Consider the following 22,387-nt stretch of genomic DNA (forward strand, 5'->3'; position numbering starts at 1 on the left):
CGCCGCGGTGTCCCTCTTGACCTGCCGCGAGTACCGGCCGATATTTAGTCCACAACATAGACTAAATCGGGAGAGACCAACAGTGAACGCGTACGCACCCACGAAGGAAGACAAGTTCACGTTCGGCCTGTGGACGGTCGGCTGGCAGGCGCGTGACCCGTTCGGCGACGCCAGCCGCGCCCCGCTGGACCCGGTGGTGGCGGTGCACCGCCTCGCCGAGCTCGGCGCCTACGGCGTGACTTTTCATGACGACGACCTCCTCGCCACCGAGCCTGACCGCGACAAGGCCATCGAGAACTTCAAGCGGGCCCTGAGCGAAACCGGCCTCAAGGTTCCCATGGCGACGACCAACCTGTTCACCCACCCCGTCTTCAAGGACGGCGGGTTCACCAGCAACGACCGGGACGTCCGCCGGTACGCGCTCCGCAAGGTCATCCGCAACGTCGACCTCGCCGCCGAGCTGGGCGCGACGACGTACGTCTGCTGGGGCGGGCGCGAGGGCGCGGAGTCCGACGCGGCCAAGGACGTCAGGGCGGCCCTCGACCGCTACAAGGAGAGCCTCGACATCCTCTGCTCCTACGTGATCGACAAGGGGTACGACCTGCGGTTCGCCCTCGAACCCAAGCCGAACGAGCCCCGCGGCGACATCCTGCTCCCCACGATCGGCCACGCGCTCGCGCTGATCAACGAGCTGGAGCACCCCGAGATGGTCGGCCTCAACCCCGAGGTGGGCCACGAGCAGATGGCCGGGCTGAACTTCGTCCACGGCATCGCCCAGGCGCTCTGGCACGGCAAGCTCTTCCACCTCGACCTCAACGGCCAGCACGGTCCGAGGTACGACCAGGACCTCGTCTTCGGCCACGGTGACCTGAAGAGCGCGTTCTTCCTCGTCGACCTGCTGGAGAACGGCGGCTACGAGGGCCCGCGGCACTTCGACTACAAGCCGCTGCGCACCGAGGACGCCGAGGACGTGTGGGTCTCGGCCGCAGCCAACATGCGGACGTACCTGATCCTCAAGGAGAAGTCGGCGGCGTTCCGCGCCGACCCCGAGGTCCAGGAGGCCCTGGTGAACTCCCGCGTCACCGAGCTGGCCCAGCCCACCCTGGCCGCCGGGGAGACCTACGAGGACCTCGCGAAGGACGACTTCGACATCGACAAGGTGGCCGAGCGCGGCTTCCACTTCACCCGCCTCAACCAGCTCGCGCTCGAGCACCTCCTCGGAGTGCGGGGATGACCCTGGTCGCGGGAGTCGACTCCTCGACGCAGAGCTGCAAGGTCGTCATCCGCGACGCCGAGACGGGGAGCCTGGTCCGCGAGGGTCGGGCACCCCACCCGCCCGGCACCGCGATCCACCCGGACCACTGGTGGAACGCGCTCCAGGAGGCGGTCGCCGCCGCGGGCGGCCTCGCCGACGTGGCGGCGCTGTCGGTGGGCGCGCAGCAGCACGGCATGGTCTGCCTCGACGAGCACGGCGAGGTCGTCAGGGACGCGCTGCTCTGGAACGACACCCGCTCCGCGCGCGCGGCCGAGGACCTGATCGCGGAGCTGGGCGGGCCCCAGGCATGGGCCGAGGCGGCCGGCAGCGTTCCGGTCGCCTCCTTCACCGTGACCAAGCTCCGCTGGCTGGCCGAGCACGAGCCGGACAACGCGGCGCGCACGGCGGCGGTCTGCCTGCCGCACGACTGGCTCACCTGGCGCCTCGCGGGGTCGCCGGGCATCGGCGCGCTCACGACCGACCGGGGCGACGCCTCCGGCACCGGCTACTGGTCGCCCGCGACGGGCTCCTACCGCTCCGATCTGCTCAAGCTGGCCATGGGCCACACCCCCCTGGTGCCCCATGTGCTCGACCCCGCCGGCCAGGCGGGGGAGTCGCGCGGGACCGGTCAGGGCGAGGCGGTACGGCTCGCGCCCGGCACGGGCGACAACATGGCCGCGGCGCTCGGGGTCGGACTGCTCCCCGGCGACGTGGTGGTCTCCATCGGCACCTCGGGGACGGTCTTCGCCTGCTCCGACGTCCCGAGCCACGACCCCTCGGGAGCCGTGGCGGGCTTCGCGGACGCGACCGGGCGGTTCCTGCCGCTGGTGTGCACGCTGAACGCCGCCCGGGTGCTGGACGCGGCGGCGCGCATGGTCGGCGTCACCACGGCCGAGCTCTCCGACCTCGCCCTGCGGGCCCCCTCCGGTGCGGACGGGCTCGTGCTCGTGCCGTACCTCGAAGGGGAGCGGACCCCGAACCGTCCGGAGGCCACCGGCTCGGTGCACGGGCTGCGGCTGTCCAACTCGACCCCCGCGCACCTCGCGCGGGCCGCCGTGGAGGGCATGCTGTGCGGGCTGGCCGACGGGCTGGACGCGCTTGGGCTTTCGCCCCGGCGGGTGCTGCTCATCGGCGGAGGCGCCAACTCCGAGGCGGTACGCAGGATCGCGCCCGCGGTGTTCGGACGTCCCGTGCTCGTGCCCGAGCCCGGGGAGTACGTCGCCGACGGCGCGGCCCGCCAGGCCGCCTGGCTCCTCGCGGGCACCCCGGAACCTCCCAGGTGGGATGCCGGAACACCCGAGCTCTTCGAGGCGGACCCCGCCCCCGACGTCCGCTCCCGCTACGCGGAGGTCGTCGCGGGGATCTGACCTCAGGTACGCGGGCCCGTCGCCGAGGTTTGCTCTTCGGTGTGCGGGACTGTCGCCGAGATCTGCCCTCAGGTACGCGGGAACCGTCGCCGAGGTTTACTCTTCGGTGTGCGGGGTCGTCGCGGGGGATCTGACCTCTGGTGCGCGGGGACCGTCGCCCGAGGTTCGGCCTCCGACCCTGAGGTACCCCGGGATCGCCTCAGGGGTCGCTCAGGGGCGGCACCGGATGTTCGAAACGATCGTTTCGGGTCAGTCTTGGTCCATGCTTCCCCTGAGAAGGCTTAACCCCCTGGTCGCCGGTGCCGGAGTGCTGGTCGCGTCGATCATGATGGTGGTCGGCCTGATCGGTGTCCCCCTCGACACGCTTCACCTGACGATCGGCCGGTCCGCGGCGCTCGACCGCGGTCCGGCCACGGCGCTCGCGATGGTGCTGCTCGCGGCGTCCTCGCTCGGCCTGCTCGCGTGCCTGCGCGCCGTACGGGCGCCCGTGTCGGGCTGGCCCGAGCGGCTCGTGGCGGTGTGGGCGGCGTCGCTGACCGGCACGGCCCTGCTGCCGGGGACGGTGGCGGCGGACATCATGATCGTGGTGGCGCTGGTCGCCCTCGCCGGGGCCGCCGCGCTGATGGTGCGGCGGTTCGGCGACGACGAGCGCTGGCGGCCTGCGGCGCGCCCGCTGGAGTGGCTGGCGCTGGGCGCGGGCGGCGCCCTGGCCGTGCTGACCTACGTGGCCCTCCCGGGGCACCGGGTGATGGTCGGCACCGTCGAATGGTCGCTCCTCGGCATCGAGACCGCCGTCCTCGCCGTCGTGGCCGTACACCTCACCCGCATCACCTGGAGCCTCGCGGACGCCCCCTCCGCCATCCCCGCACCCGCCGTCGCCGCCATGCCGGTCGCCTTCACCTCCGAGCCCGCCGCGCCCGCCATGCCCGCCACCGTCGCCGCCGCGACCGCGGTGCCCGCCTCCGTTGCCGCCGCGACCGCGGTGCCCGTGGAGTCCGCGCCGATCGTGGTGCCCGCCCCCACGAGGAGCCGGCCGGTGAGCCCCGCGCGTACCCCGGCCAGAATGCCGGCCAGGACCCCGGCGATGAGCGCCGGCCGAGCCCTGGCGATGATGCTCGCTCCGGCCATGAAAAGCACTTCAAGCAGCGCGGGACAGTCCACCAGGGTGCTAAGCCGACACTGATCCCCTAAGAACCCAATTCACGAAATATCACGGATGTATCAAGAAAAGCAGCCGCCACACTGCTAGTCTCATCGCCGGTCTTCGCCCTCGGCTGCCGGCCCCTGACGGCGCCCCGGCGATGACATGGCATCGAGCGGGTCCATCCGGATCACGATCTCCGCGTTGCCGGCGGTGAATGAGACGGCGAGGAGGTGTGGGGATGTCGACCGAGCTGAACTGGCTGCTTGACGACTTCGTGACGCGGGTGACGGACGTGCGGCACGCGATCATCCTGTCCAACGACGGGCTGCGCGTCGCGGCCTCCGGCAGCCTCTCGCGCGAGGACGCGGAACACCTGTCGGCCGTGGCCGCCGGCTTCCAGAGCCTCGCCAAGGGCACGAGTCTGCGTTTCGGCGGCGGCGCCGTACGGCAGACCATCGTGGAGATGGAGGCGGCCCTGCTGTTCGTCACGGCGGCGGGCAACGGAAGCTGCCTCGCGGTGATGAGCAAGATGGACGCCGACGCCGGCCTGATCGCCTACGAAATGGCCCGCCTCGTCGGCCGAGTAGGCCACCACCTGACCACCCACCCCAGAGGCACCGTCTGAGGAACGAGCCCATGACCGCCTCCGGGTGGGCCTCGGGCGCGGGTCGCTGGTCGCGAAGCGAGCGCAATGCATAGCAAAATTGCAGTCGACTTCATATTTGGAGTCGGCTTAGACTTCTGGGCATGACGGAAGGGCTGCGGGAGCGGAAGAAGCGGCAGACGCGGCAGCGCATCTCCGATGTGGCCATCGGCCTGTTCGTGGAGCGAGGCTTCGAGCACGTCACGATCGCCGAGGTCGCCGCGGCGGCGGAAGTGTCCGTGAACACCCTTTACAACTACTTCCCGGCCAAGGAAGACCTCGTCCTGCCGCCGGACCAGGCCTCCCCGCAGCGGCTCGCCGACCTCGTGCGGCGGCGCCCGTCCGGTGAGCCGGCCGTACGGGCGGTGCTGACCGGCCTGCGCGAGGAGGTGCGGCGGCGCGACCGCAAGATGGGGCTGACCGAGGGGTTCGCCCGCGTCTTCGAGATGATGCTGGCCGCTCCTACGCTCACCGCCCGGCTGGGCGACCTCGCCCAGCAGATGACCGACGCCCTCGCCGCCGCCCTTGCCGAGGAGACCGGGGCCGCGCCGGACGACCCGCTGCCCCGCATGGTGGCCTGGCAGCTCGGCTGCCTCCACTCGCTGGTCTACGCCGAGATCGGCAAGCGCACCGCGGCGGGAGAGACCCCCGACGCGATCGCCAGGGCCGTACTGGGCCTCCTGGACGCCTTCGAGGAGCTGCTCAGCGAGCGCGTTCTCACCTATGCCGTGCGAAAGGAACAACCATGTTCAGGGTGACGATCTCCGGCAAGTTCGACGGGCTGACCGACGCCGGCCGCGCCGCCGTCCTGGCCGCGGGTGGCGCCGCCTTCACCGAGATGGGTACCTTCACCCACGACTCGACTGTTTCGGCCTTCACCTTCCGCTGCCAGGCGCCCGCGGGCCCCGATGACGGCGAGAACGACGCCATCCAGAAGGCGATCGCGGCGCTGGACGCCCACGGCCACCCGTACCAGGTGCTCCGCGTCGCGGTGACGGACATGCGCCAGATCAAAATCCGCCGCAAAGGCCGGCGAGCGTGACCCACTAGACCTGCTCGATGGACATGCGGCCGGTGTTCTGGGTGGCGTGTCGCCAGCGGGCCCAGACGGTTTTGCCAGGGCCGTCGGTGAGCGGGGTGATGCCGTGGTCGTGGGCGAGGGCGGCGACGATGGTGAGGCCGCGGCCGTGGGTCGCGTCGATGCCGAGGTCGAGGTGGCGGGGTTGACCGTTCCCATGGTCGGTGACCCGGACGCACAGCTCCCCGGCCGAAGCCCAGAGGGAGAGCCTGATCGGAGGATCGCCATAGTTGACCGCGTTCGCCAACAGTTCACTGACGACCAGGACCACGTCGTCCGCGAGCTCGCCGAACGTCCAGGCAGTGAGGATGCCGTTGACCAGTTCGCGGGTCTTGCCGATCACTGAGAGGTCGTGGGGGAGGTCCCAGCAGACGGTACGAAGACCGTCCGGCGTTCCGGGCATCGAAACTCCTCGGGATGGGGTCAGTGCGGGTGGGTGGGGTGCCGGGAGAAGCCGGTCGGCCGTGGGGCTTGAGCGGGTTGTCCGTTCCGCTTCGCGGATGAGGTCGCGTAGTTCTCCGGCGGTGCGGGCCTGCACGATCAGGGGCCGGAGTGCGGGCCAGGTGGCGATCGCGTGGAAACGTCGCGTGCCGACGCCGTACCAGATGGACCATCCGGGTTCCATCAGGTCCAACTGGTGAGCGGAGGCTCGTTCGGCGAGGTCCCATCGTTGCCGGGTGACCTTCTCGGCGGACGCCCCTTTCCGGTGCCGCCCACCCGGCCGCGTCCTGTGATCGCGGCTGTTCACGCCGCTACCCGCTGCCGGTACGGCTCGCGCTCGCCGGGTGGGACTCGCGTACCGGGAGGCCGGCCACGCCGGTACGGAACGGCGACCGCCGTCGTGGGTTCCGCCGTACGCCTGTGCCGTCCGGCCAACGCCACGTGGGACTCCAATGGGACGCGGTAGGGCTCGTGCGAGATCCCATACGGCTCACGCCTGGGCAGCGGGCGCACCGGCATCACCGTCGGCAACCGGCCGTCCAACCCAAGACGCCGCCGCGCGCTCAGCCGGGCGTCGACCTGCGCCGGAGTGGGCTGCTCCCACTCGTGGCCCGGCCGGTGCGGCAGGCTCGCGGCCTCATGGGCGTACGGCGGATGCCCACACCACCGACACCCAAGCGGCATCGGCGGCTGTGTGGCATGCCAACGCACGCGAATAGCGCGCACGCTTCTATTAGGGTTTTGCATCAGGTCGCACCTCCGACGTGCGATCAAGGTCCTGCCAGGCGGTGCAACGCCTGGCAGGACCGGCTTTCTCCCGTCATACTGATGCGGGCGCCGTTTTCGCGCAATACCCAAATCGGAACATCTATATTTTTCCGTTGCGTGCAATTTCGAAGACGATTAGGCGATTTGCGAAGAGGGGCAGAGCGAATGGCGATACAGAGTCCGACGGTCAAGCGACGCCAGCTATCCGCAACGCTTCGCCAGTTAAGAGAAGAGAGCGGGCTTACCTCTACGGAAGCCGCGAAACGCCTCGAATGGACGCCCAGCAAACTAACGAGAATCGAACGCAATGAGTGGAAGTTGCCTAACGTCCACGACATCCGTCTGCTGCTCGATCTCTACGGCGTTACTGATCAGCAACGGCGAGAGGCCCTGGTCGCACTCGCTCGCGAGTCACGCCAACGGGGCTGGTGGGCCGACTACAAGGATGTGTTCCGCAGCAACTTGCCGGCGTTCGAGGCCGGCGCTTCAGTCATCCGAACGTACGAGGTCGTTCTCATCCCTGGCCTGCTCCAAACGCCGGACTACACTGCGGCGATCTTCCGGGGCGGCCAGGTTCTCGACAGTGCTGTGGTCAACCGCCACGTAGAGGCCAGGCGTGCTCGTCAGAAGATTCTCAGCCGCGAGGATCCACCGTCCCTTCTCGCACTTATTGACGAAGCCGCGCTGCTCAAAGCGGTTGGTGGACCGGACGTGATGCGTGGCCAGCTTCGCCACCTCGTCGAGATGGCGTCCAGATCGAATGTCACCATTCAGGTGATTCCGAACGCCGTTGGCGCTCACTCCGCCCTAACAGGAGGTCCTTTCGTCATCCTGGACTTCCCAGGCGACCCCAGCCTGGTTTACATGGCGACGGCGACAGACAGTCTCTGGCTTGAGAGGCCCGAGGAGTATCAGCGGTATAGCCTCATATTCACCCATGTGTCGGCGTCGGCCCTCTCTCCGGAGGAGTCGACCCAGCACATAGCCGCAATGGTGGATCAACGGACAAGGTAGGCGAAACCGTGGACCAAAGCATGCCCGCCTGGCAGAAGAGCAGCTACAGCGGAACGGATGACAACTGTGTCGAGGTGGCGAACCTTCCCAGCGGTGGCTTGGCAGTACGTGACAGCAAGAACCCCAGCGAGCCAACGCTGAGCTGCACGTCAGATGTATGGCATGCGTTCATCAGCGGTGTGAAGACTCGCCGATTCGGCATGCCGTAGGCACGTCATCTGGTTTTGCGAGCGACCCCGACTTGGGGTCGATAACACGCAGGCTCCTGCCGGTACCGGCTTGGGCTCCAGCCTGTGGTTCCCAAGACGAGGCGAGGCTCCCTGGCTACCGTGGCCGCGTGTTGAGCACTTACCAGGAGGGCTGGCTGCGATGACCGTGCCGATCACTCGCCACCTGAAGTTTCGCGTCACTCTTGAGGAGACGCTCGATACGAAGATCGTGGTTTGGGGAGCCGACCCTCTCGATGCTCCTATCCGGTCCGGGGTGACCGGCCGCACGCTCGCGGAGCTCTTCGAGGAGGTCGAGGCGGTCAAGCACTTCGTCCTTGATCTGCCGGAGGATGTCCCGATTTCGGTTGAGTATGTGTACGAGATATCTGGCGTTCCGCAGGAGCTCCTCGCTTCCTACCAGGAGGAGCGCGCGCATCTTCGTCGCACTGCTTCTGACATGGCGGCACGGCTCCGGCAGGCCGGTTTGACGGAGGATGACAGCGCGGCCCTTTTAGGCCTGTCGGACATGCGCATAAGCGATCTCCAGCGCTCGTGATCCGTGTCGTCCCGATTGCGCAATGCGCCGATTCATGAGCACTCTGACCGATCTGCGTGCCGAGCTTAGTGATCATCGACATGCCGCCGTGGTACGCGACTTCCTGGATATGACCGCCTGATGTGGAGGACTGTTCCACCGGGTTCAGTGCCAAGCTTGCCCGCCGCTCCTTGACCTGGTAGTCCCTAGGTCCCGAGTCGTGATGAACGGCGAAGCCATGACGTGTCCCGTGGTGGGTTGCGTCTTCGTGTGCGCCGGAGCAGGGTGGCCGACCCGCCGTGCCCAGATCCAGGTCAGCCGACCTTACGCGTGGTCTGCCGGCGCCTCGCCTTTCGGCGCTCCGGGTTGTTCACCGCCCGGGTGGGCAGCACACGGGTGACCACGGCACTGGGTCACGGGAGGGCAAATGAACGCTGAGCATGGCTTAACTAACCGCGGCGAAGACTCAAGCAGGGTGAGCGCAGGACGCTAAGGACTTTGTCGTATCTGAGGGTCTCTCTTGGACTACTCCAGGCAAGAGTCTCTATCAGGCCAGCGACGTAGCTTCCCAGCACTCGTCGGCCGCGTGCAGCATGTGCGATAATGGCACCATGGCTGATGAGCAGGTATGGCTTGAGGTGGGCGCGCGCGTCGCGGAAGCTCGTAGAGCTCACGGGTACAGCCAAGACCACCTTGCCAACGAGCTTGGAGTAGACCGGACCGCGATAACTAAGATCGAGGCCGGTCGGAGGCAGATCAATTCGCTTGAACTGGTTCGCTTGGCGGATGTTCTTGGGCGGCCTCTTCAGTGGTTCGTATCCGCTCCCCCCGGCGCTGTGATCAGTCGACGCGCCGCTGTTGCAGGCCAGCGTAGCGACCCGAACAGTGATCTAGCTATTGAGGACATCGCCCGCGACCTGGCCGTCCTTGCCGACGTTCGCGTGTTGACTCCGAACGCTGCTAAAGGTTCTCTCAGTTCAATCAAGCCAGGAGACAACGAAAACTGGTCTGTTGAGCTAGCCGCGTCTGAAGCCAGATCTCTCTTGCGTGTCGATTCGGGCCAACCTCTACATGACCTGGCTGGGCTCGTCGAACAAGTGGGATTGTTCCCTTACTCTCTGGCCTTGGGGGAAAAGGCTGCCGATGGCGCTTATGTGGAGGTGGAGGGTCTAGGTGTAGCACTAATCAATGGAGAAATTGATCCGGGTCGCAGGCGTGCCACTCTTGCTCATGAGCTGGGACACCACCTTTTTGGGGATGCGTACTCAGTGGATTGGGGAGCTGACACCAATGCCACTGAATATGCAATCGACTCATTCGCCATCAACCTTCTCTTTCCGCGCGCAGGCGTTACCCGGCAATGGTATGATCTCCGAAAGAGCTTCGACCTACGCCAATCTGCCATTATTATTAGTGCAGGATATCGGGTAAGCTGGACTGCCGCATTGAGACAGCTGCGAACTTTCGAGCTCATCTCGAAGGATGAATATAAGTCCCTCGACTCGCGTTCCCCTACTCGGGCGGACTATCTTGAGTGCAATCTGCGTGTCACGGAAGAGCTTCAGCCACCCTATATACCCACAGGGGTATCGGCGGCGGCCATTCGAGCCTACCGGACCCACAGGCTGTCTGCGGAGCGTGTAACGGAGATACTGCGGGGTGAGATTGAGATTGATGATCTACCGGTTCGTGATGAGATTCCGCTAGAGGCGCTCCGAGGCGAACTGCGTTGAGCGTTGGACGCCTCGTTATCGACAGCTCACCACTGAACTACTTCGCTCGGTCCAGCCAGCTCGCGGTTCTAGCTAAGCTTGTTGCGGACAGTACGTGTCTCATTACAAAAGCGGTTGAGGAAGAGCTGCTTCAAGGAGGGGCCAGGCACGCTCAGCTGTACCAAGCGTCAGCTCAGTCTTGGATCACGGTGGTGGATGAAAGTGCGTTGGACTATCTGACACTGTTTTCCGAATATCATGGTCGCCTTGGTCGGGGATCGCGAAATATTGGAGAAGCTACTACTCTAGCTTATGCCGAGTTTCACAATATCATTGCGGTAATTGATGACCGTGTTGGGCGTCGTCACGGGTCGGAGCGCGCCGTAAAGGTCACGGGAACTCTTGAGTTGCTCTGTAAGGGGATTCGGGACGGATGTGTAGAGTTGGGCGAAGCTGTTGCAGTAGTGGATCTCCTAATTGATCACGAAGCATTTCTTCCTTGTGATGGTGCTGGATTCATTGCATGGGCGCGGACAGAAGGATTGCTGGAGTGAAGCTGTGCGTGCGTTGAAGGGGACACTCAAGCCCCAGATTGACCACTGAAGCGTTGCGGCTGCCCCTGGTTCGGGCTCCCGTGACACGGCCTGCAGGCGGCGCTGAGCGCTAGGGCTGCGTATACGGTAGATGGCAGGAATGGTCGTGTTGGCTGCTTCCGCACCTTGTCCCGCCTGGATTCACCGATCCGGTTGATCCCCAGCAAGCCGCCTTCAACTGGTGGTCCTTCCCCGACCATCCAGTATTGATGACCTTGAGGCCACGCTCCTGAATACGCTCGACGGCGGGTATGAAGTCAGCGTCGCTGGTGAGTAGGACCGCCACGTCGTAGGCATCTTGCCAAGCCAGGGACAGCATCCTGTAACCCTTGAACATCGCGTCTGGTCCCGGAAACAAATACGGGGAGCCCGAAGGCTCCCCGGAGACGCAATGCGTGCGTGAACGAAGCCACGCACGGGGTTGTAATGAGAGCAGCCTACCTGGCCGACCCGAACACCGTCAAAGTTCGACGCATCACGCTCCGTGTCCGACCAGTCTTCCAGAGATGACACCCTCACCAGATGGATTCGCCGAACTATCGCCACTCAGGACCCGTCTTGAGCCGGCATGTTCTTCTGCACGCGTGATCATGACCGTTGGGCCGATCTGCGTACCTGGCATCCGGGGCGCGGGGCGGCTCCTATCCGGCTGCTGGGGTGAGGGTGCGGAGGGCGTGTTCGACCAGGGTCACGAGGACCACCTTGGCGGAGGCGCGGCGGCGGACGTCGCAGAGGATGACCGGGATGTCCGGGTCCAGGTCGAGCGCGATGCGGACGTCCTCGGCCTCGTGCTTGTCGGCTCCGTCGAAGCAGTTGACCGCGACGATGAACGGCGTGCCGCGCTGCTCGAAGTAGTCGATGGAGGGGAAGCAGTCGGTCAGGCGCCGCGTGTCGGCGAGGACGACCGCGCCCAGCGCGCCGTAGGAGAGCTCGTCCCACATGAACCAGAAGCGCTCCTGGCCCGGCGTGCCGAACAGGTAGACCACGAGACCCTCGCGGATCGTGATCCGCCCGAAGTCCATGGCCACCGTGGTGGTCGTCTTCCCCTCCACGCCGTCGATGTCGTCGACGCCGATGCCTCGGTCGGAGAGGACCTCTTCTGTGCGCAGAGGACGGATCTCGCTGATCGCTCCGACCAGCGTGGTCTTCCCCACGCCGAAGCCGCCCGCCACCAGGATCTTGAGGGCGACGGGCTCCTCAGAGGGCTCGTAGGCCATTGATCACTTCCTTGAGAATGCGCTCATTTGGGCGCGGTCCCGCCTGGGCGGGAGCCCGTACGCTGATCATGCCCTGGTCTTGGAGATCGCCGAGGAGAACGCGGACCACGCCGAGCGGCAGGTCGATCTCGGAGGCGATGTCCGCGACCGACATCGGCCGGTCGGCCAGCTCGAGGATGCGTTGCTCCTCGGGGCCGAGACCGGCCTCGCCAGTGTACGGAGACCCGGTCGCCGTGACCATAGCGATCAGGTCCAGATTGTCACCCGACGACCGCGTACGGCCACGGATCAGGGCATAGGGCCGTACGATCGGCCCGGCCTCCTCGTCGAGCCACTGCTCGCCGCGCGTCGTCATGACAACGTCCGCCGGGGGTTGGTGGAGATGTGCTGGCCGACGCGCTTGACCAGCATCGCCATCTCGTACGCGATGTGGCCCACGTCGGCGTCCGAGCTGCTCAGCACTGCCAGGCAGGTGCCGGTGCCGGCCGCGGTCACGAACAGGAACGCGGACTCCATCTCGACGATGGTCTGCCGCACTTCGCCGCCGCCGAAGTGGCGCCCGGCGCCGCGGGCCAGGCTCTGGAAGCCGGACGCGACCGCGGACAGGTGCTCCGCGTCCTCCCTGCTGAAGCCCTTGGAGGCTCCGACGACGAGGCCGTCGGTGGAGAGGATGACCGCCTGGCGCACGGCGGCGACCCTGCTGATGAGATCGTCGAGGAGCCAGTTGAGTTCGCCGTTAGACGACACATTGCCGGTCATTCGTCACCCTTCTCGCCAGTCGTCTGATGTACGTAACCCTCACTATGGTTGCGCAGCTCGTGCTTTTGGTCACGTTCGCTCGGGCGCGCGGTGGCTCCTTCGGAACTCTCGGATGCCCGGTCCTGGAGGGCGTTCTCGACGTCGTGCCTGCTCACGCGCTCGCTGGGCGGGCCCTCGTTCTCCGGCGCCCCGTCTTGCGGATATTGGTCGGCCTCGGCGCGTCCTCGGCGTCCTCCTTGCTGGAAGGCGGAGAACATAGCACGAGCTTCGTCCGGAGATCGCTCGGTTTGTCCAGCAGGGCTGGGTTGTCCGACCTCGGGGCGTGCGGCGGGAGGCGTGGGAGCGGCGAGGGGGCCGGTGGTCTCCCGGAGCTGCGGGGCCATGTTCGCCTGGCGCACCCGGCGCGGCAGGCCCCTGTGGCTGCCCTTGGACGTGGAGGTGCGCGTCGGCAGCGAGGGGGGATCCTCGGCGTCGGCCAGCGGCCTGCCCTGCCTCCCGATGCCGGAGGTGTCGATCGGCCCGGTGTCGGCGATGCTCGGCACGACGGTGAGCGAGGGCGTGGACTCCGGAGACCGCGCGCTCGGGGGGGTGAAGAACATCGACTTCTCGCCGGCGGGCCCGGCGGCGAGCGCCGGAGGCTGCTGCGACGCCCTGCCGGTGAGGGAGTCCCGCGCGTGCTGCGGGCCGGTCTCGGCGAGCGAGCCGGGGATCGGCGACGGTGAGCCGTCGTCGGCCACCAGTTCCTTCGGGATGAGCGCGATGGCCGTCGTGCCACCGTACGGCGACGCCCGCAGGATCACGCTGACGCCGTTGCGCGCGGCGAGCTGGCCGACGACGAACAGGCCCAGCCTGTCGCTGTCCGCCAGGTCGAACTCCGGCGGGTTGGCGAGGCGGTCGTTGATCGCGGCGTACTCCTGCGGGGTCAGGCCGAGGCCACGGTCCTCGATCTCGACCACGAAGCCGTTGGCCACCGAGTCGCCGCGGACCTGCACGCGCGTCTGCGGGGGAGAGAACATCGTCGCGTTCTCTATCAGTTCCGCGATGAGGTGGATGAGGTCGGTGACCGCGGTGCCGCTCAGGTAGGCGTTCGGCAGGGGCATCACGTTGACCCGGGTGTAGTCCTCCACCTCGGCCACGGCTGCGCGCACGATGTCGAGCACCGGCACCGGCTTGCGCCAGGCCCGGCCGGGCGCCGCCCCGGACAGGATGATCAAGCTCTCCGCGTGGCGGCGCATGCGGGTGGTCAGGTGGTCGAGGTGGAAGAGGTCCTCCAGCGCCTCGGGCTCCCTGGCGCGACGCTGCATGGCGTCGAGCAGGGTGAGCTGGCGGTGCAGCAGGCCCTGCTTGCGGCGGGCGAGGTTGAGGAAGACCTGGCTGACGCCCCTGCGCAGGTTGGACTGGCCCACGGCCGCCTCCACGGCGGTGCGCTGCACGGAGCTGAAGGCCTGCGCGACGTCGGCGACCTCGGCGGAGTCGCCGCCGACGATCGGCGGCGCCTCGGTGTCGACGTCGACCTCCTCGCCCCCGCGCAGCCGCTCGACGACCCTCGGGAGCCGCACGTCGGCCAGTTCGCGGGCGGAGTTGCGCAGGTCGGCCAGCTCACGTACGAGGCGGCGGCCGAAGCGCACCGAGATGATGATCGACGCGACGACCGCGACGAGGCCGAGGCCGCCCGCGAGGCCGATGCGGATGAGGATGCCGGTGGCGACGCTCTTGGCGCGGTCGGCCAGGGTGGAGGACGCCTTCGCGTTCACCTGGTCGAGCATGGCCGAGAGGTTGTCGGTGATCGGCTGCCACTTGGCGAGCGAGGCCGGCAGCGGGCCGCCGGCACGGGCCCTGCCGACGAGGTCCTGCTCCATGGCGGTGAAGCGCTTGAAGGTCGGGGAGGCGAAGACCTCCTCGTACGGCGTGCGCAGCTCCTGGTCCAGCGAGGCCATGCCCTTGGCGTACTGGAGGCGCCGGTTGGCGGCCCACTCGGAGAAGGCGATGTACTCGGCGTCGGAGAGGCCGCCCGTGGTGATGGCCCCGCTCATCAGCGCGTTCTCGCGGGCGATGATCTCGCGGCCGTTGCCCATGGCCTGCATCGCCCCGGCCTGCACGTAGATCGAGAGGTCGGGGACCGAGACCATGCGGTCGTACACGCGGAAGAGCGCGTCCATGATGTGGTTGTAGGACTGCGTGGTCTCCAGCCGGCTCGACTGCGCGGTGTCCACGTCGGCCCGGATGCTGGGCAGGTGCTCCAGCTCGTTGAGCAGGGACGTCAGCGTGGTCTGCATCGCGTCGGTGAGCGATCCCTCGGCTTGCTCGGCGGTGCTCGCGGCGCGGAACTCCGTGAGTGACTTGTCCGTGGCGTGCCGCTGGGTGGCGAGCCGGTTCTGGTCGCCGGCCCGCACGCTGAGGGTGCCCGCGGACAGCGCGCGCTCGGCCTGGATCTGGAGCCCCAGATCGGTTGAAGTCACGCCGATGCTCTGATAGATCGTGTTCGCACTCAGGAGCGAGATGCCATCACCGATCGTGAGATTAAGAACAAATCCCCACAAAGCGCTGAGCGACAGCAGAGGGAGGAGTAGTAAGGAAAAGATCTTGAAGCGGATGGACCGCCTTCCAGAACCCATGGTCACTCCTGCATCGCTCGGAGGCTCTAGCCGCATTTAGGGGGAAATGCACCTCCGGAAGATCGCACAGAAGGCTAGCACCGATAGGCTTCCGGCGTACTGGAGGACAGATGATTACTGTGATTACGGGGGCCAGTGCGGGCATTGGTGCGGCCGCCGCCGAAGGGCTGGCCCGCGCCGGGCACGACGTCGTGCTCGTCGGTCGTTCCCGCGCCAAGCTCGACGCCGTCGCCGGCCGCGTCGCGAGCGCCTCGGGCCGCCGGCCCGACATCGCCATGGCCGACTTCACCTCGTTCGAGGACGTCACCAGGCTCGCCGCCGACCTGCTCGACCGTTACGAGCGCATCGACGTGCTCGCCAACAACGCCGGGGTCATGTCGGCGAAGCGGCAGCTGACGCGCGACGGCCACGAGATCATGATCCAGGTCAACCATCTGTCGCCATTCCTGCTGACCAACCTCCTGCTCGACCGGGTCGCCGCGTCCGGCGGCAGGGTCGTCACCACCTCCTCGGGCGCAGCGAGAACCGGCCGCCTCGACCCCGCCGACCTCGACAGGTCGGGCAGGCGCTGGAGCGCCTGGCTGCAGTACGGCGACACCAAGCAGGCGAACGCGCTGTTCACGGTCGCGCTGGCCAGGCGCGGCGTGGCCGCCACGTGCTTCCACCCCGGCATCATCCGGACGGGCTTCGCCCCCGACAGCCTCTACATGAAGCTGCTGATGGTGCTTCCCGGGGTCGCGCGGACGCCCGAGCAGGGCGCGAGCACGCTGGTCCACCTGGCGACCTCGCCCGACGGCACCAAGCACAGCGGGCGCTACTTCGCGACGAACGCCCCGGCGTCGGCGACCAGGGGCATGACCGACCCCGGCCTCGCCGCCGCGCTCTGGGACGCGAGCCTCGCCGTCACCGGCCTCTCCGACGGCAAGGTCGCTTGAGCGTCGTGACGGCAAGGTCACTTGAGCGCCGTTGACGGGTGTTCGCCGAGGAGCCATCCGTCGTTCGCCTGATTCCCAGGCGGTCTCGCTAGGGTTCGTGGGCTGTGACCACCGCCGCCACCGCCGCCCCCTCCGGCATCGCCGCTCCCTCCACTCGCGATCCGTTCCTGGACAACGCCAAGTACCTGGCGATCATCCTGGTGGTGACGGGACACCTCATCGAGGACCTCCGGGACGTGCCGGTCGCGCACGCGCTCTACTTCTTCGGCTACACGTTTCACATGCCGCTTTTCATCACCCTGAGCGGCTACTTATCACGAAATTTCACCTTCTCGGCGGGTAAGGCGAGGAAGCTGATCAGCGGACTCGCCGTGCCGTACGTGATCTTCGAGCTGGTGTACTCGCTGCCGCGCCTCATCCTGTACGGGAAGCTGGACATCAGCCTGCTCGACCCGTACTACCTCACCTGGTTCCTCATGTCGCTGTTCATGTGGCGGCTGTCGACCCCGGTGTGGCAGCAGCTTCGCTGGCCGCTCGCCGTCGCGGTCGGGCTGTCGCTGCTCTCCGGCATGAGTGAGCTCCCCGACGAGCTGTCGATGAACCGCACGCTCGGACTGCTGCCCTTCTACGTCCTCGGCCTGATGCTCCGCCCCGAGCACCTGGACTTCCTCAAGCGCCCCCCGGTACGGGTGCTCGGCGCCGTCGTCCTGGCCACCGGCCTCGTCGCCGCGCTGGCCTTCCACACCGACATCGCGACCGAGTGGATCCGGTGGCGGCACAGCAACGACAAGATCGGCGTGGGCGACGTCACAGGGACCCTGATCAGGCTCGGCATGCTGTCGGCCGGCGCGCTGCTGGTGGCCGCGTTCCTCGCCGTCACCCCCTCGCGGCGCACGTGGTACTCCGGCCTCGGCGCGGCCACGATGTACGCCTACCTCCTCCACGGCCTGGTGGTGAAGGTCATGGAGAGGTACGACGACGGGCTGGCCACTCCGTGGGGCATCGCCCTGGTCGCCGCCTTCGGCGTGGTGCTCGCCACCGTGCTGTGCACGCCGCCCGTGCGCCGCCTCACCCGCTGGGCCGTGGAGCCCGACACCTCGTGGGCCTTCACGATGATCCGCCGCCCGCGGTCCTCATCACAGTGACCGGCGGTCCTCCAGCTCCCGTACGGCCCTGTACGCGGCGCTGACGGCGGCGTCCGCGTCCGCTCCGGGCACCGAGTCGGAGTTGGCGATCGCGATGCGCCCGAAGCGCCGCCGGGCGGTGTCGGCAGGGAACGGCCCGTCCGGGTAGAACGCGTCCCACGGCCGCGCGTACTCGGGGGCGTACCCGTGACCCCAGCGGTTGACGGTGAGCGCCTCGATATCGCGGGCCGGGTCGAACCCCCAGGGGCCGAGCAGCCGGGTGAGCTGCTCCCTGACGCCGTACTCCAGCGTGCCGTACGGGGTGCCGAACAGGGCGCGGCGCCCCGCCACCGCCGCGTCCCTCGGCGCCATCCCTGGCGTGGCGGGGGTGTGGACCAGGTGGACGTTGATCGGCTCGTCCGGGCTCCTCGGGCAACGGTAGGAGCCGACGCTGACCGGCGGCGCCAGCTCGGCGGTGACCCAGTACGCCCCGGTGAAGCGGGCGCGGCGGATCCCCGCCTCCCTGAAGGCGCGCCAGTCGCGGAGCTGCGCCGTCGCGGACACGACCGGCAGCTTCACCGCCTGGCGCAGCGCCTCCTTCTGCTCCGCGGGCAGGTCGCGGACGAGGTGGGGGATCACCATGTTCCAGCAGGCCATGACCACCGCGCCCGCCCGCACGGTCCTGACCCCGTGGCCGTCGAAGTAGCCGACGGTCGCCGTCGCCGCCGTCTCGGCCGGGCCGTCGTTGCGCACGAGCACCACCGTGCTGGACAGGCGCAACCGCACGCGGTTCGCGGGACGATCCAGGCGGCCGTAGTCGAAGGACGTGGTGGTGATCTCCTCCACCGAGGCCGCCCCCGCGAACCCGGGCACCATGCGCGCGACCATCAGGCGGACCAGCGCCTGGTTGCCCTCGGGGAAGCAGTACACGTCGGCGTCCTGTGCCGCCCAGCTCCTGGTCACCCTCGGGGAGTTGTACGCCGAGGGCTTGGTGCCGTCCAGCTTCAGCCCCGCGAAGCCGGGATAGGTGAAGCGGTCGGCGCCCGCCCACGCGTCGATGGCGCCCAGCGCGTCGGAACCGTAGGCCCAGGTGGTGTTGGGCATCGTCTGGCAGAACCTGACGGCGTCGGGATGCACGCGGCAGACGTCACGGAGGAAGCCCGCGTACGTCAGCCCGGCCAGCCGTTCCTTCTTCTCCTCGTCCCGCAGGCCGGGAAACCAGTCGGGGGGATCGTCGAACAGCATGACCAGGTCCTTCCTGGCCTGGACGGTGATCGGCAGCTCCGCGACCCACTGGGCGGTCGTCCTGCCCGGGTCGAGCACCACGAGCTTGTCGGCGCCGAAGGACTCCCTGTCGCAGAAGACGCCGTCGTGCATCAGCAGCCCGGGGTAGAGGTCCGGGTCGAGGTGGCCGCCGCGCGACTTCACCCCGAGCCCGGCGAGCAGGTCCTTGCCGTCCGGGGACCAGGCCGAGGGCGCGTACAGCGAGCGCGAGCCGCCGTGCCCGATCAGCGGCCCGGTACGTCCGGCGGGGTGGAACTCGTTGCGGCGGGCGTGGCCGCCGACGTCGTCGTGGTTGTCGAGGATGAGCACCCGCGCGCGGGGGTCGCGCCGTGTCCAGGTGTAGGCGGCGGTGACGCCGCTGATGCCGGCGCCCACCACGACGAGGTCGTAGCTCTCCCCGGTGGGCTCGGGCGGGCCCGCGCGCTCCCAGAACCTGCCGTCGCGCAGGGCGTGCGCCACGCCGAGCGCGTCGGGGGTGTCGCCCTGGAGTCCGTGGGAGCGGGCGGGGAGCCGCGTCGCGTGCCCGGCCGCGGCGGCTCCGGCGTGCCGCGTGCGGGAGCCGAGCGCCGCGCACGCGGCCACCGCCGCCACCCCGTCGAAGAAGTCCCTGCGGCTGATCTCGCGGTCCATCCCGAGCACGCGTCTCCGCTGTACGTCACCGGATCCGGGGGGCGGCTCGGAGACGGACTCCCCGTGCTCGTGTGCTCGTCTTCCCGGAAAATCTCCGCCAAGCGGGAAATGAGCCATCATGCCGCGATCATCAGCCGGGCGGAGCGGGAAACGGAGCGTGTCGGGGAGCGCGGGCCAACTCTTTTGGCATTTATTGCGCCGACCGCCCGGGTGACATCCTGCTTTGAGTGCCGATTCGCTGTTGTCGATGGGAACGCGGTGATCAGGCCGGTCGTTGGCCGGTTGAAGACGAGACGCGGACGTACGAATTCGCGGTGAAGTGCTGTTCGGCACTCGCTCCGCTGATGATGTAACGCGGCGAACGGGGTAACGTTCGCGTTCACGGTCGATGTGCGGCGACGGGGTGTGTACGGGTGGTCGGCAGGCAGGGCAGGGTGACCGGCAGGATCGGGCCGGGCCTTGTGGGCGAGGTGATGGTGCCGATACGCGGGGGCGTCGAGGCCTTCTACGCCCATCCGACGGTTCCCGACGAGGAGATCCCGGTAGGGACGATCATCGTCGTCGTCGAGTATTCGCCGCCGCGCACGGTCTACGTGGCACGCGCGATCGTCTGACTCTTCCTCTCCCCCTCATTTTCGGAGGTCTCCATGACCACCACGGAGCTGGCCATCTGGGCCGGCGGTGTCATCGTCCTGCTCGTCGTCATCATTCTTCTGTTCAAGGCCGTCTGGCGCATCGCCGAGCCGAACGAGGCGCTGATCATCTCCGGCCTCGGTGCGCACACGAGGAACGAGCTCGCGGACAGCCTGGGCTTCAAGATAATCACGGGTAAGGGCGCGGCCGTGCTGCCCGGGTTCCAGACGGCGCGGCGGCTGCGGCTCGACAGCCGGGCCACCAACCTCCAGGTCAACTGCGTGACCCAGCAGGGCATCCCCGTGCAGGTGCGCGGCGTGATCATCTACAAGGTCGGCGACGACTTCGTCTCGATCGCCAACGCCGCCCGCCGCTTCCTCGACCAGCAGGACAGCATGAACGGCGCGATCCACGAGCTGTTCACCGGCCACCTGCGCTCGATCATCGGCAACCTGACCGTCGAGGACCTCATCCTCAACCGCGAGCGGCTGACCGGCGAGACCCGCAGCAGCGCCGCCGACGAGATGAGCAAGCTCGGCCTGGTGGTCGACTCCCTCCAGATCCAGGAGATCGACGACGAGACGGGCTACATCCTCAACCTCGGCAAGCCGCACGCCGCCAGGGTCGCAGCCTCGGCCCGCATCGCCGAGGCCCAGCGCGACCAGGAGGCCACCGAGGCCGAGCAGGTCGCCGCGGCCAAGAAGGCCGGAGCCGTCCGCGAGTCGCAGATCCAGCAGGCCGGATACCAGGCGGAGATCGACCAGGCCGCCGCCAAGTCGCGCCAGGCCGGCCCGCTGTCCGAGGCGACCGCGCGCCAGGAGGTCGTCGTTCAGGAGACCCGCGCCGCCGAGCTGGAGGCCCAGCTCGCCGAGCAGCGGCTGCAGTCCCAGGTGCGCAAGCCGGCCGACGCCAGGGCGTACGAGACGGTGACGCTGTCGCAGGCCGAGCGCGACGCCCGCATCGCCCAGGCGGAGGCCGAGGCCAAGGAGACCGAGCTGCGCGCCGCCGCGCAGGCGTCGCAGGTGAAGCAGGCCGCCGCGGCCGAGGCCGAGTCCGTGCGGCTCCGCGCCGAGGCGGCCGGCGCCGCCTCTCGCGCCACCGGTGAGGGCGAGGCGGCGGCGGCGCAGGCGCGCGGCCTCGCGGAGGCCGAGGCGGCCAAGGCGCGCGGTCTGGCCGACGCGGAGGCGGCGAGGGCCAAGGGTCTGGCCGAGGCCGATTCCATCAGGGCCCGCTCGCAGGCGCTGGCCGAGAACCAGGAGGCGGTCATCGCCCAGCAGCTCGCCGAGAACTGGCCGGCGATCGTCGAGGCGGGTTCGAAGGCGTTCGGCAACATCGACCACATGGTCGTCCTGAACGGCGCCCAGGGCGTGGAAGAGCTGCTCGCCAAGGCGCTCACGCTCGGCGGCACCGGGCTCGGCCTCGCTCGCTCCCTCCTGTCCGGCGCCACGCCGCCCAGCCTGAACGGCACCGAGCCGGTGGCGGACAAGTCCCTCGACGCGAGCTGAGGCATCGAAAGTGGTCCAGCGTTCCGGCGGCGAAGTGGATCTGATCGCCGGTCCAGTGGTTGCCTAGCATGGGGCTCATGACGACGAACGCCAATGCCAGGGCGGCCGCGCTGCGTGCGCTGCACGTGCCGGGAAGCCCGCTCGTGCTGCCGAACATCTGGGACGCCGCCTCGGCGCGCGCGGTGGTGGCGGCCGGGTTCCCGGTCGTCGCCACCGGCAGCGCGGCGGTCGCCCCGGTCCTCGGGTACGAGGACGGCGAGACGACCCCGCCCGGCGTGATGTTCGAGGCGGTGGCGCGCATCGCGCGCGCGGTGCCGGTGCCGGTCACCGCCGACCTGGAGCGGGGGTACGGGCTCGCGCCCGCCGAGCTGGTCGAACGGCTGGCGGACACCGGTGCGGTGGGGCTCAACCTGGAGGACTCCGACCCCGCCACCGGCACGATGGTCGACGCGGGGAAGCAGGCGGACTTCCTGGCCGCGGTGCGGGCCGCCGCGGCGGACGCGGGCGTCGACCTGGTACTCAACGCGCGGGTCGACACCTTCGCCCACGGCGAGGGCACGCAGGCCCAGCGGCTCGCAGAGGCGGTCGAGCGCGGGCGCGGCTACCTCCGGGCGGGGGCCGACTGCGTGTACCCCATCCTCGCCTCGGATCCCGACGTCATCCGGGTGCTCGCGGACGAGATCGGCGGGCCGGTCAACGTGCTGTTCCGGCCCGGCGTCCCGTCCCTCGCCGAGCTCGCCGAGCTCGGCGCGCTGGGCGTCGCGCGGGTGAGCTTCGGGCACGGCCTGCACGCCGCCGTCCAGGCGCACCTGGCCACGATGCTCACCGCGATCGGCTCCGGCGCCAGCCCGTACGACGCGTAGAGCCGTTTCTCCCCCTCGTCCCGGAGGTTGGAGTTCTTCCCCGCAGGGGAGGTACGGGCAGAA

24 protein-coding genes are annotated in these 22,387 nt (G+C 68.5%); 16 read left to right on the top strand and 8 right to left on the bottom strand.

Annotated features, from left to right (window positions below; genetic code table 11):
- The first annotated feature begins 82 nt into the window (after positions 1 to 82).
- From xylA to ACOZ38_RS01350, 6 genes are all read left to right on the top strand, one after another.
- Positions 83 to 1,234 carry a xylose isomerase gene (xylA, locus tag ACOZ38_RS01325; RefSeq protein WP_405143265.1) on the top strand — a complete coding sequence of 384 codons (1,152 nt, stop codon included), beginning with the start codon at positions 83 to 85 and terminating at the stop codon, positions 1,232 to 1,234.
- On the top strand, positions 1,231 to 2,622 hold the full coding sequence (xylB, locus tag ACOZ38_RS01330) for a xylulokinase (protein ID WP_424528151.1): 1,392 nt from the start codon (positions 1,231 to 1,233) through the stop codon (positions 2,620 to 2,622). Before xylA ends, xylB begins: the two co-directional genes overlap by 4 nt.
- A gap of 262 nt (positions 2,623 to 2,884) precedes the next feature.
- Entirely contained in the window at positions 2,885 to 3,805 is a 921-nt protein-coding gene (locus ACOZ38_RS01335; protein WP_424528153.1) for a hypothetical protein, read from the top strand.
- A 199-nt stretch (positions 3,806 to 4,004) separates the two neighbouring features.
- Complete coding sequence (locus ACOZ38_RS01340; RefSeq protein WP_405143271.1) at positions 4,005 to 4,391, top strand: roadblock/LC7 domain-containing protein; 387 nt, start codon at positions 4,005 to 4,007, stop codon at positions 4,389 to 4,391.
- 122 nt (positions 4,392 to 4,513) lie between these two features.
- Positions 4,514 to 5,167, top strand: a complete 654-nt coding sequence (locus tag ACOZ38_RS01345; RefSeq protein WP_424528155.1) for a TetR/AcrR family transcriptional regulator — start codon at positions 4,514 to 4,516, stop codon at positions 5,165 to 5,167.
- The gene (locus tag ACOZ38_RS01350; protein ID WP_424528157.1) at positions 5,155 to 5,451 is read left to right on the top strand and encodes a DUF6204 family protein; all 297 of its coding nucleotides are present in this window, start codon (positions 5,155 to 5,157) and stop codon (positions 5,449 to 5,451) included. Before ACOZ38_RS01345 ends, ACOZ38_RS01350 begins: the two co-directional genes overlap by 13 nt.
- A 4-nt stretch (positions 5,452 to 5,455) precedes the next feature.
- On the opposite strand, the gene ACOZ38_RS01355 is transcribed toward ACOZ38_RS01350, so the two are convergent.
- Together ACOZ38_RS01355 and ACOZ38_RS01360 are read right to left on the bottom strand one after the other, a co-directional pair.
- Positions 5,456 to 5,890, bottom strand: coding sequence for an ATP-binding protein (locus tag ACOZ38_RS01355; protein ID WP_424528159.1), 435 nt, complete (start codon positions 5,888 to 5,890; stop codon positions 5,456 to 5,458).
- 341 nt (positions 5,891 to 6,231) lie between these two features.
- On the bottom strand, positions 6,232 to 6,612 hold the full coding sequence (locus ACOZ38_RS01360; protein WP_424528161.1) for a hypothetical protein: 381 nt from the start codon (positions 6,610 to 6,612) through the stop codon (positions 6,232 to 6,234).
- A 249-nt stretch (positions 6,613 to 6,861) separates the two neighbouring features.
- On the opposite strand from ACOZ38_RS01360, the gene ACOZ38_RS01365 reads away from it, so the two are divergent.
- The 5 genes from ACOZ38_RS01365 (at position 6,862) to ACOZ38_RS01385 (ending at position 10,720) form a co-directional block, all read left to right on the top strand.
- Positions 6,862 to 7,710, top strand: coding sequence for a helix-turn-helix domain-containing protein (locus ACOZ38_RS01365; RefSeq protein ID WP_424528163.1), 849 nt, complete (start codon positions 6,862 to 6,864; stop codon positions 7,708 to 7,710).
- 20 nt (positions 7,711 to 7,730) lie between these two features.
- Positions 7,731 to 7,919 carry a DUF397 domain-containing protein gene (locus ACOZ38_RS01370; protein WP_424536939.1) on the top strand — a complete coding sequence of 63 codons (189 nt, stop codon included), beginning with the start codon at positions 7,731 to 7,733 and terminating at the stop codon, positions 7,917 to 7,919.
- Between the two features lie 160 nt (positions 7,920 to 8,079).
- A complete protein-coding gene (locus ACOZ38_RS01375; RefSeq protein ID WP_424528165.1) occupies positions 8,080 to 8,475 on the top strand; it encodes a hypothetical protein in 396 nt (131 codons plus the stop codon).
- Between the two features lie 590 nt (positions 8,476 to 9,065).
- A complete protein-coding gene (locus ACOZ38_RS01380) occupies positions 9,066 to 10,187 on the top strand; it encodes a helix-turn-helix domain-containing protein (protein ID WP_424528167.1) in 1,122 nt (373 codons plus the stop codon).
- Between the two features lie 191 nt (positions 10,188 to 10,378).
- Positions 10,379 to 10,720, top strand: a complete 342-nt coding sequence (locus ACOZ38_RS01385) for a hypothetical protein (protein WP_424528169.1) — start codon at positions 10,379 to 10,381, stop codon at positions 10,718 to 10,720.
- Positions 10,721 to 10,829: 109 nt separating this feature from the next.
- Here ACOZ38_RS01385 and ACOZ38_RS01390 read toward each other — a convergent pair whose 3' ends face one another.
- The 5 genes from ACOZ38_RS01390 to ACOZ38_RS01410 all read right to left on the bottom strand — a co-directional run bounded on the left by ACOZ38_RS01390 (position 10,830) and on the right by ACOZ38_RS01410 (position 15,194).
- Positions 10,830 to 11,096, bottom strand: a complete 267-nt coding sequence (locus tag ACOZ38_RS01390; protein WP_424528171.1) for an NYN domain-containing protein — start codon at positions 11,094 to 11,096, stop codon at positions 10,830 to 10,832.
- Positions 11,097 to 11,400: 304 nt separating this feature from the next.
- Positions 11,401 to 11,976 carry a GTP-binding protein gene (locus tag ACOZ38_RS01395; RefSeq protein WP_358552919.1) on the bottom strand — a complete coding sequence of 192 codons (576 nt, stop codon included), beginning with the start codon at positions 11,974 to 11,976 and terminating at the stop codon, positions 11,401 to 11,403.
- Entirely contained in the window at positions 11,957 to 12,331 is a 375-nt protein-coding gene (locus ACOZ38_RS01400; protein ID WP_358552921.1) for a DUF742 domain-containing protein, read from the bottom strand. The genes ACOZ38_RS01395 and ACOZ38_RS01400 overlap by 20 nt, the downstream gene beginning before the upstream one ends.
- Entirely contained in the window at positions 12,328 to 12,735 is a 408-nt protein-coding gene (locus tag ACOZ38_RS01405) for a roadblock/LC7 domain-containing protein (protein ID WP_248963046.1), read from the bottom strand. The genes ACOZ38_RS01400 and ACOZ38_RS01405 overlap by 4 nt, the downstream gene beginning before the upstream one ends.
- Positions 12,732 to 15,194 (bottom strand): nitrate- and nitrite sensing domain-containing protein, encoded by a 2,463-nt coding sequence (locus tag ACOZ38_RS01410; RefSeq protein WP_424528174.1) that lies wholly within the window; start codon positions 15,192 to 15,194, stop codon positions 12,732 to 12,734. The genes ACOZ38_RS01405 and ACOZ38_RS01410 overlap by 4 nt, the downstream gene beginning before the upstream one ends.
- A 266-nt stretch (positions 15,195 to 15,460) precedes the next feature.
- Here ACOZ38_RS01410 and ACOZ38_RS01415 point away from each other — a divergent pair, with 266 nt between their 5' ends.
- Both ACOZ38_RS01415 and ACOZ38_RS01420 read left to right on the top strand, forming a co-directional pair.
- A complete protein-coding gene (locus tag ACOZ38_RS01415; RefSeq protein WP_424528176.1) occupies positions 15,461 to 16,285 on the top strand; it encodes an SDR family NAD(P)-dependent oxidoreductase in 825 nt (274 codons plus the stop codon).
- A gap of 104 nt (positions 16,286 to 16,389) precedes the next feature.
- Positions 16,390 to 17,430: an acyltransferase family protein gene (locus ACOZ38_RS01420; protein WP_424528178.1), complete on the top strand. Its 1,041-nt coding sequence runs from the start codon at positions 16,390 to 16,392 to the stop codon at positions 17,428 to 17,430.
- On the opposite strand, the gene ACOZ38_RS01425 is transcribed toward ACOZ38_RS01420, so the two are convergent.
- The gene (locus tag ACOZ38_RS01425; RefSeq protein WP_424536940.1) at positions 17,422 to 19,323 is read right to left on the bottom strand and encodes an NAD(P)-binding protein; all 1,902 of its coding nucleotides are present in this window, start codon (positions 19,321 to 19,323) and stop codon (positions 17,422 to 17,424) included. The two genes, ACOZ38_RS01420 and ACOZ38_RS01425, sit on opposite strands and share 9 nt — an antisense overlap.
- A gap of 413 nt (positions 19,324 to 19,736) precedes the next feature.
- Between ACOZ38_RS01425 and ACOZ38_RS01430 the strand changes: the two genes are divergently transcribed.
- From ACOZ38_RS01430 to ACOZ38_RS01440, 3 genes are all read left to right on the top strand, one after another.
- Positions 19,737 to 19,937, top strand: coding sequence for a hypothetical protein (locus tag ACOZ38_RS01430; RefSeq protein WP_424528180.1), 201 nt, complete (start codon positions 19,737 to 19,739; stop codon positions 19,935 to 19,937).
- A gap of 33 nt (positions 19,938 to 19,970) precedes the next feature.
- Positions 19,971 to 21,461 (top strand): SPFH domain-containing protein, encoded by a 1,491-nt coding sequence (locus ACOZ38_RS01435; RefSeq protein WP_405143290.1) that lies wholly within the window; start codon positions 19,971 to 19,973, stop codon positions 21,459 to 21,461.
- Positions 21,462 to 21,538: 77 nt separating this feature from the next.
- Positions 21,539 to 22,324, top strand: coding sequence for an isocitrate lyase/PEP mutase family protein (locus tag ACOZ38_RS01440; protein ID WP_424528183.1), 786 nt, complete (start codon positions 21,539 to 21,541; stop codon positions 22,322 to 22,324).
- Positions 22,325 to 22,387 lie beyond the last annotated feature (63 nt).

This window comes from Sphaerisporangium viridialbum (genome assembly GCF_049674955.1).
Lineage (GTDB): Bacteria > Actinomycetota > Actinomycetes > Streptosporangiales > Streptosporangiaceae > Sphaerisporangium > Sphaerisporangium viridialbum.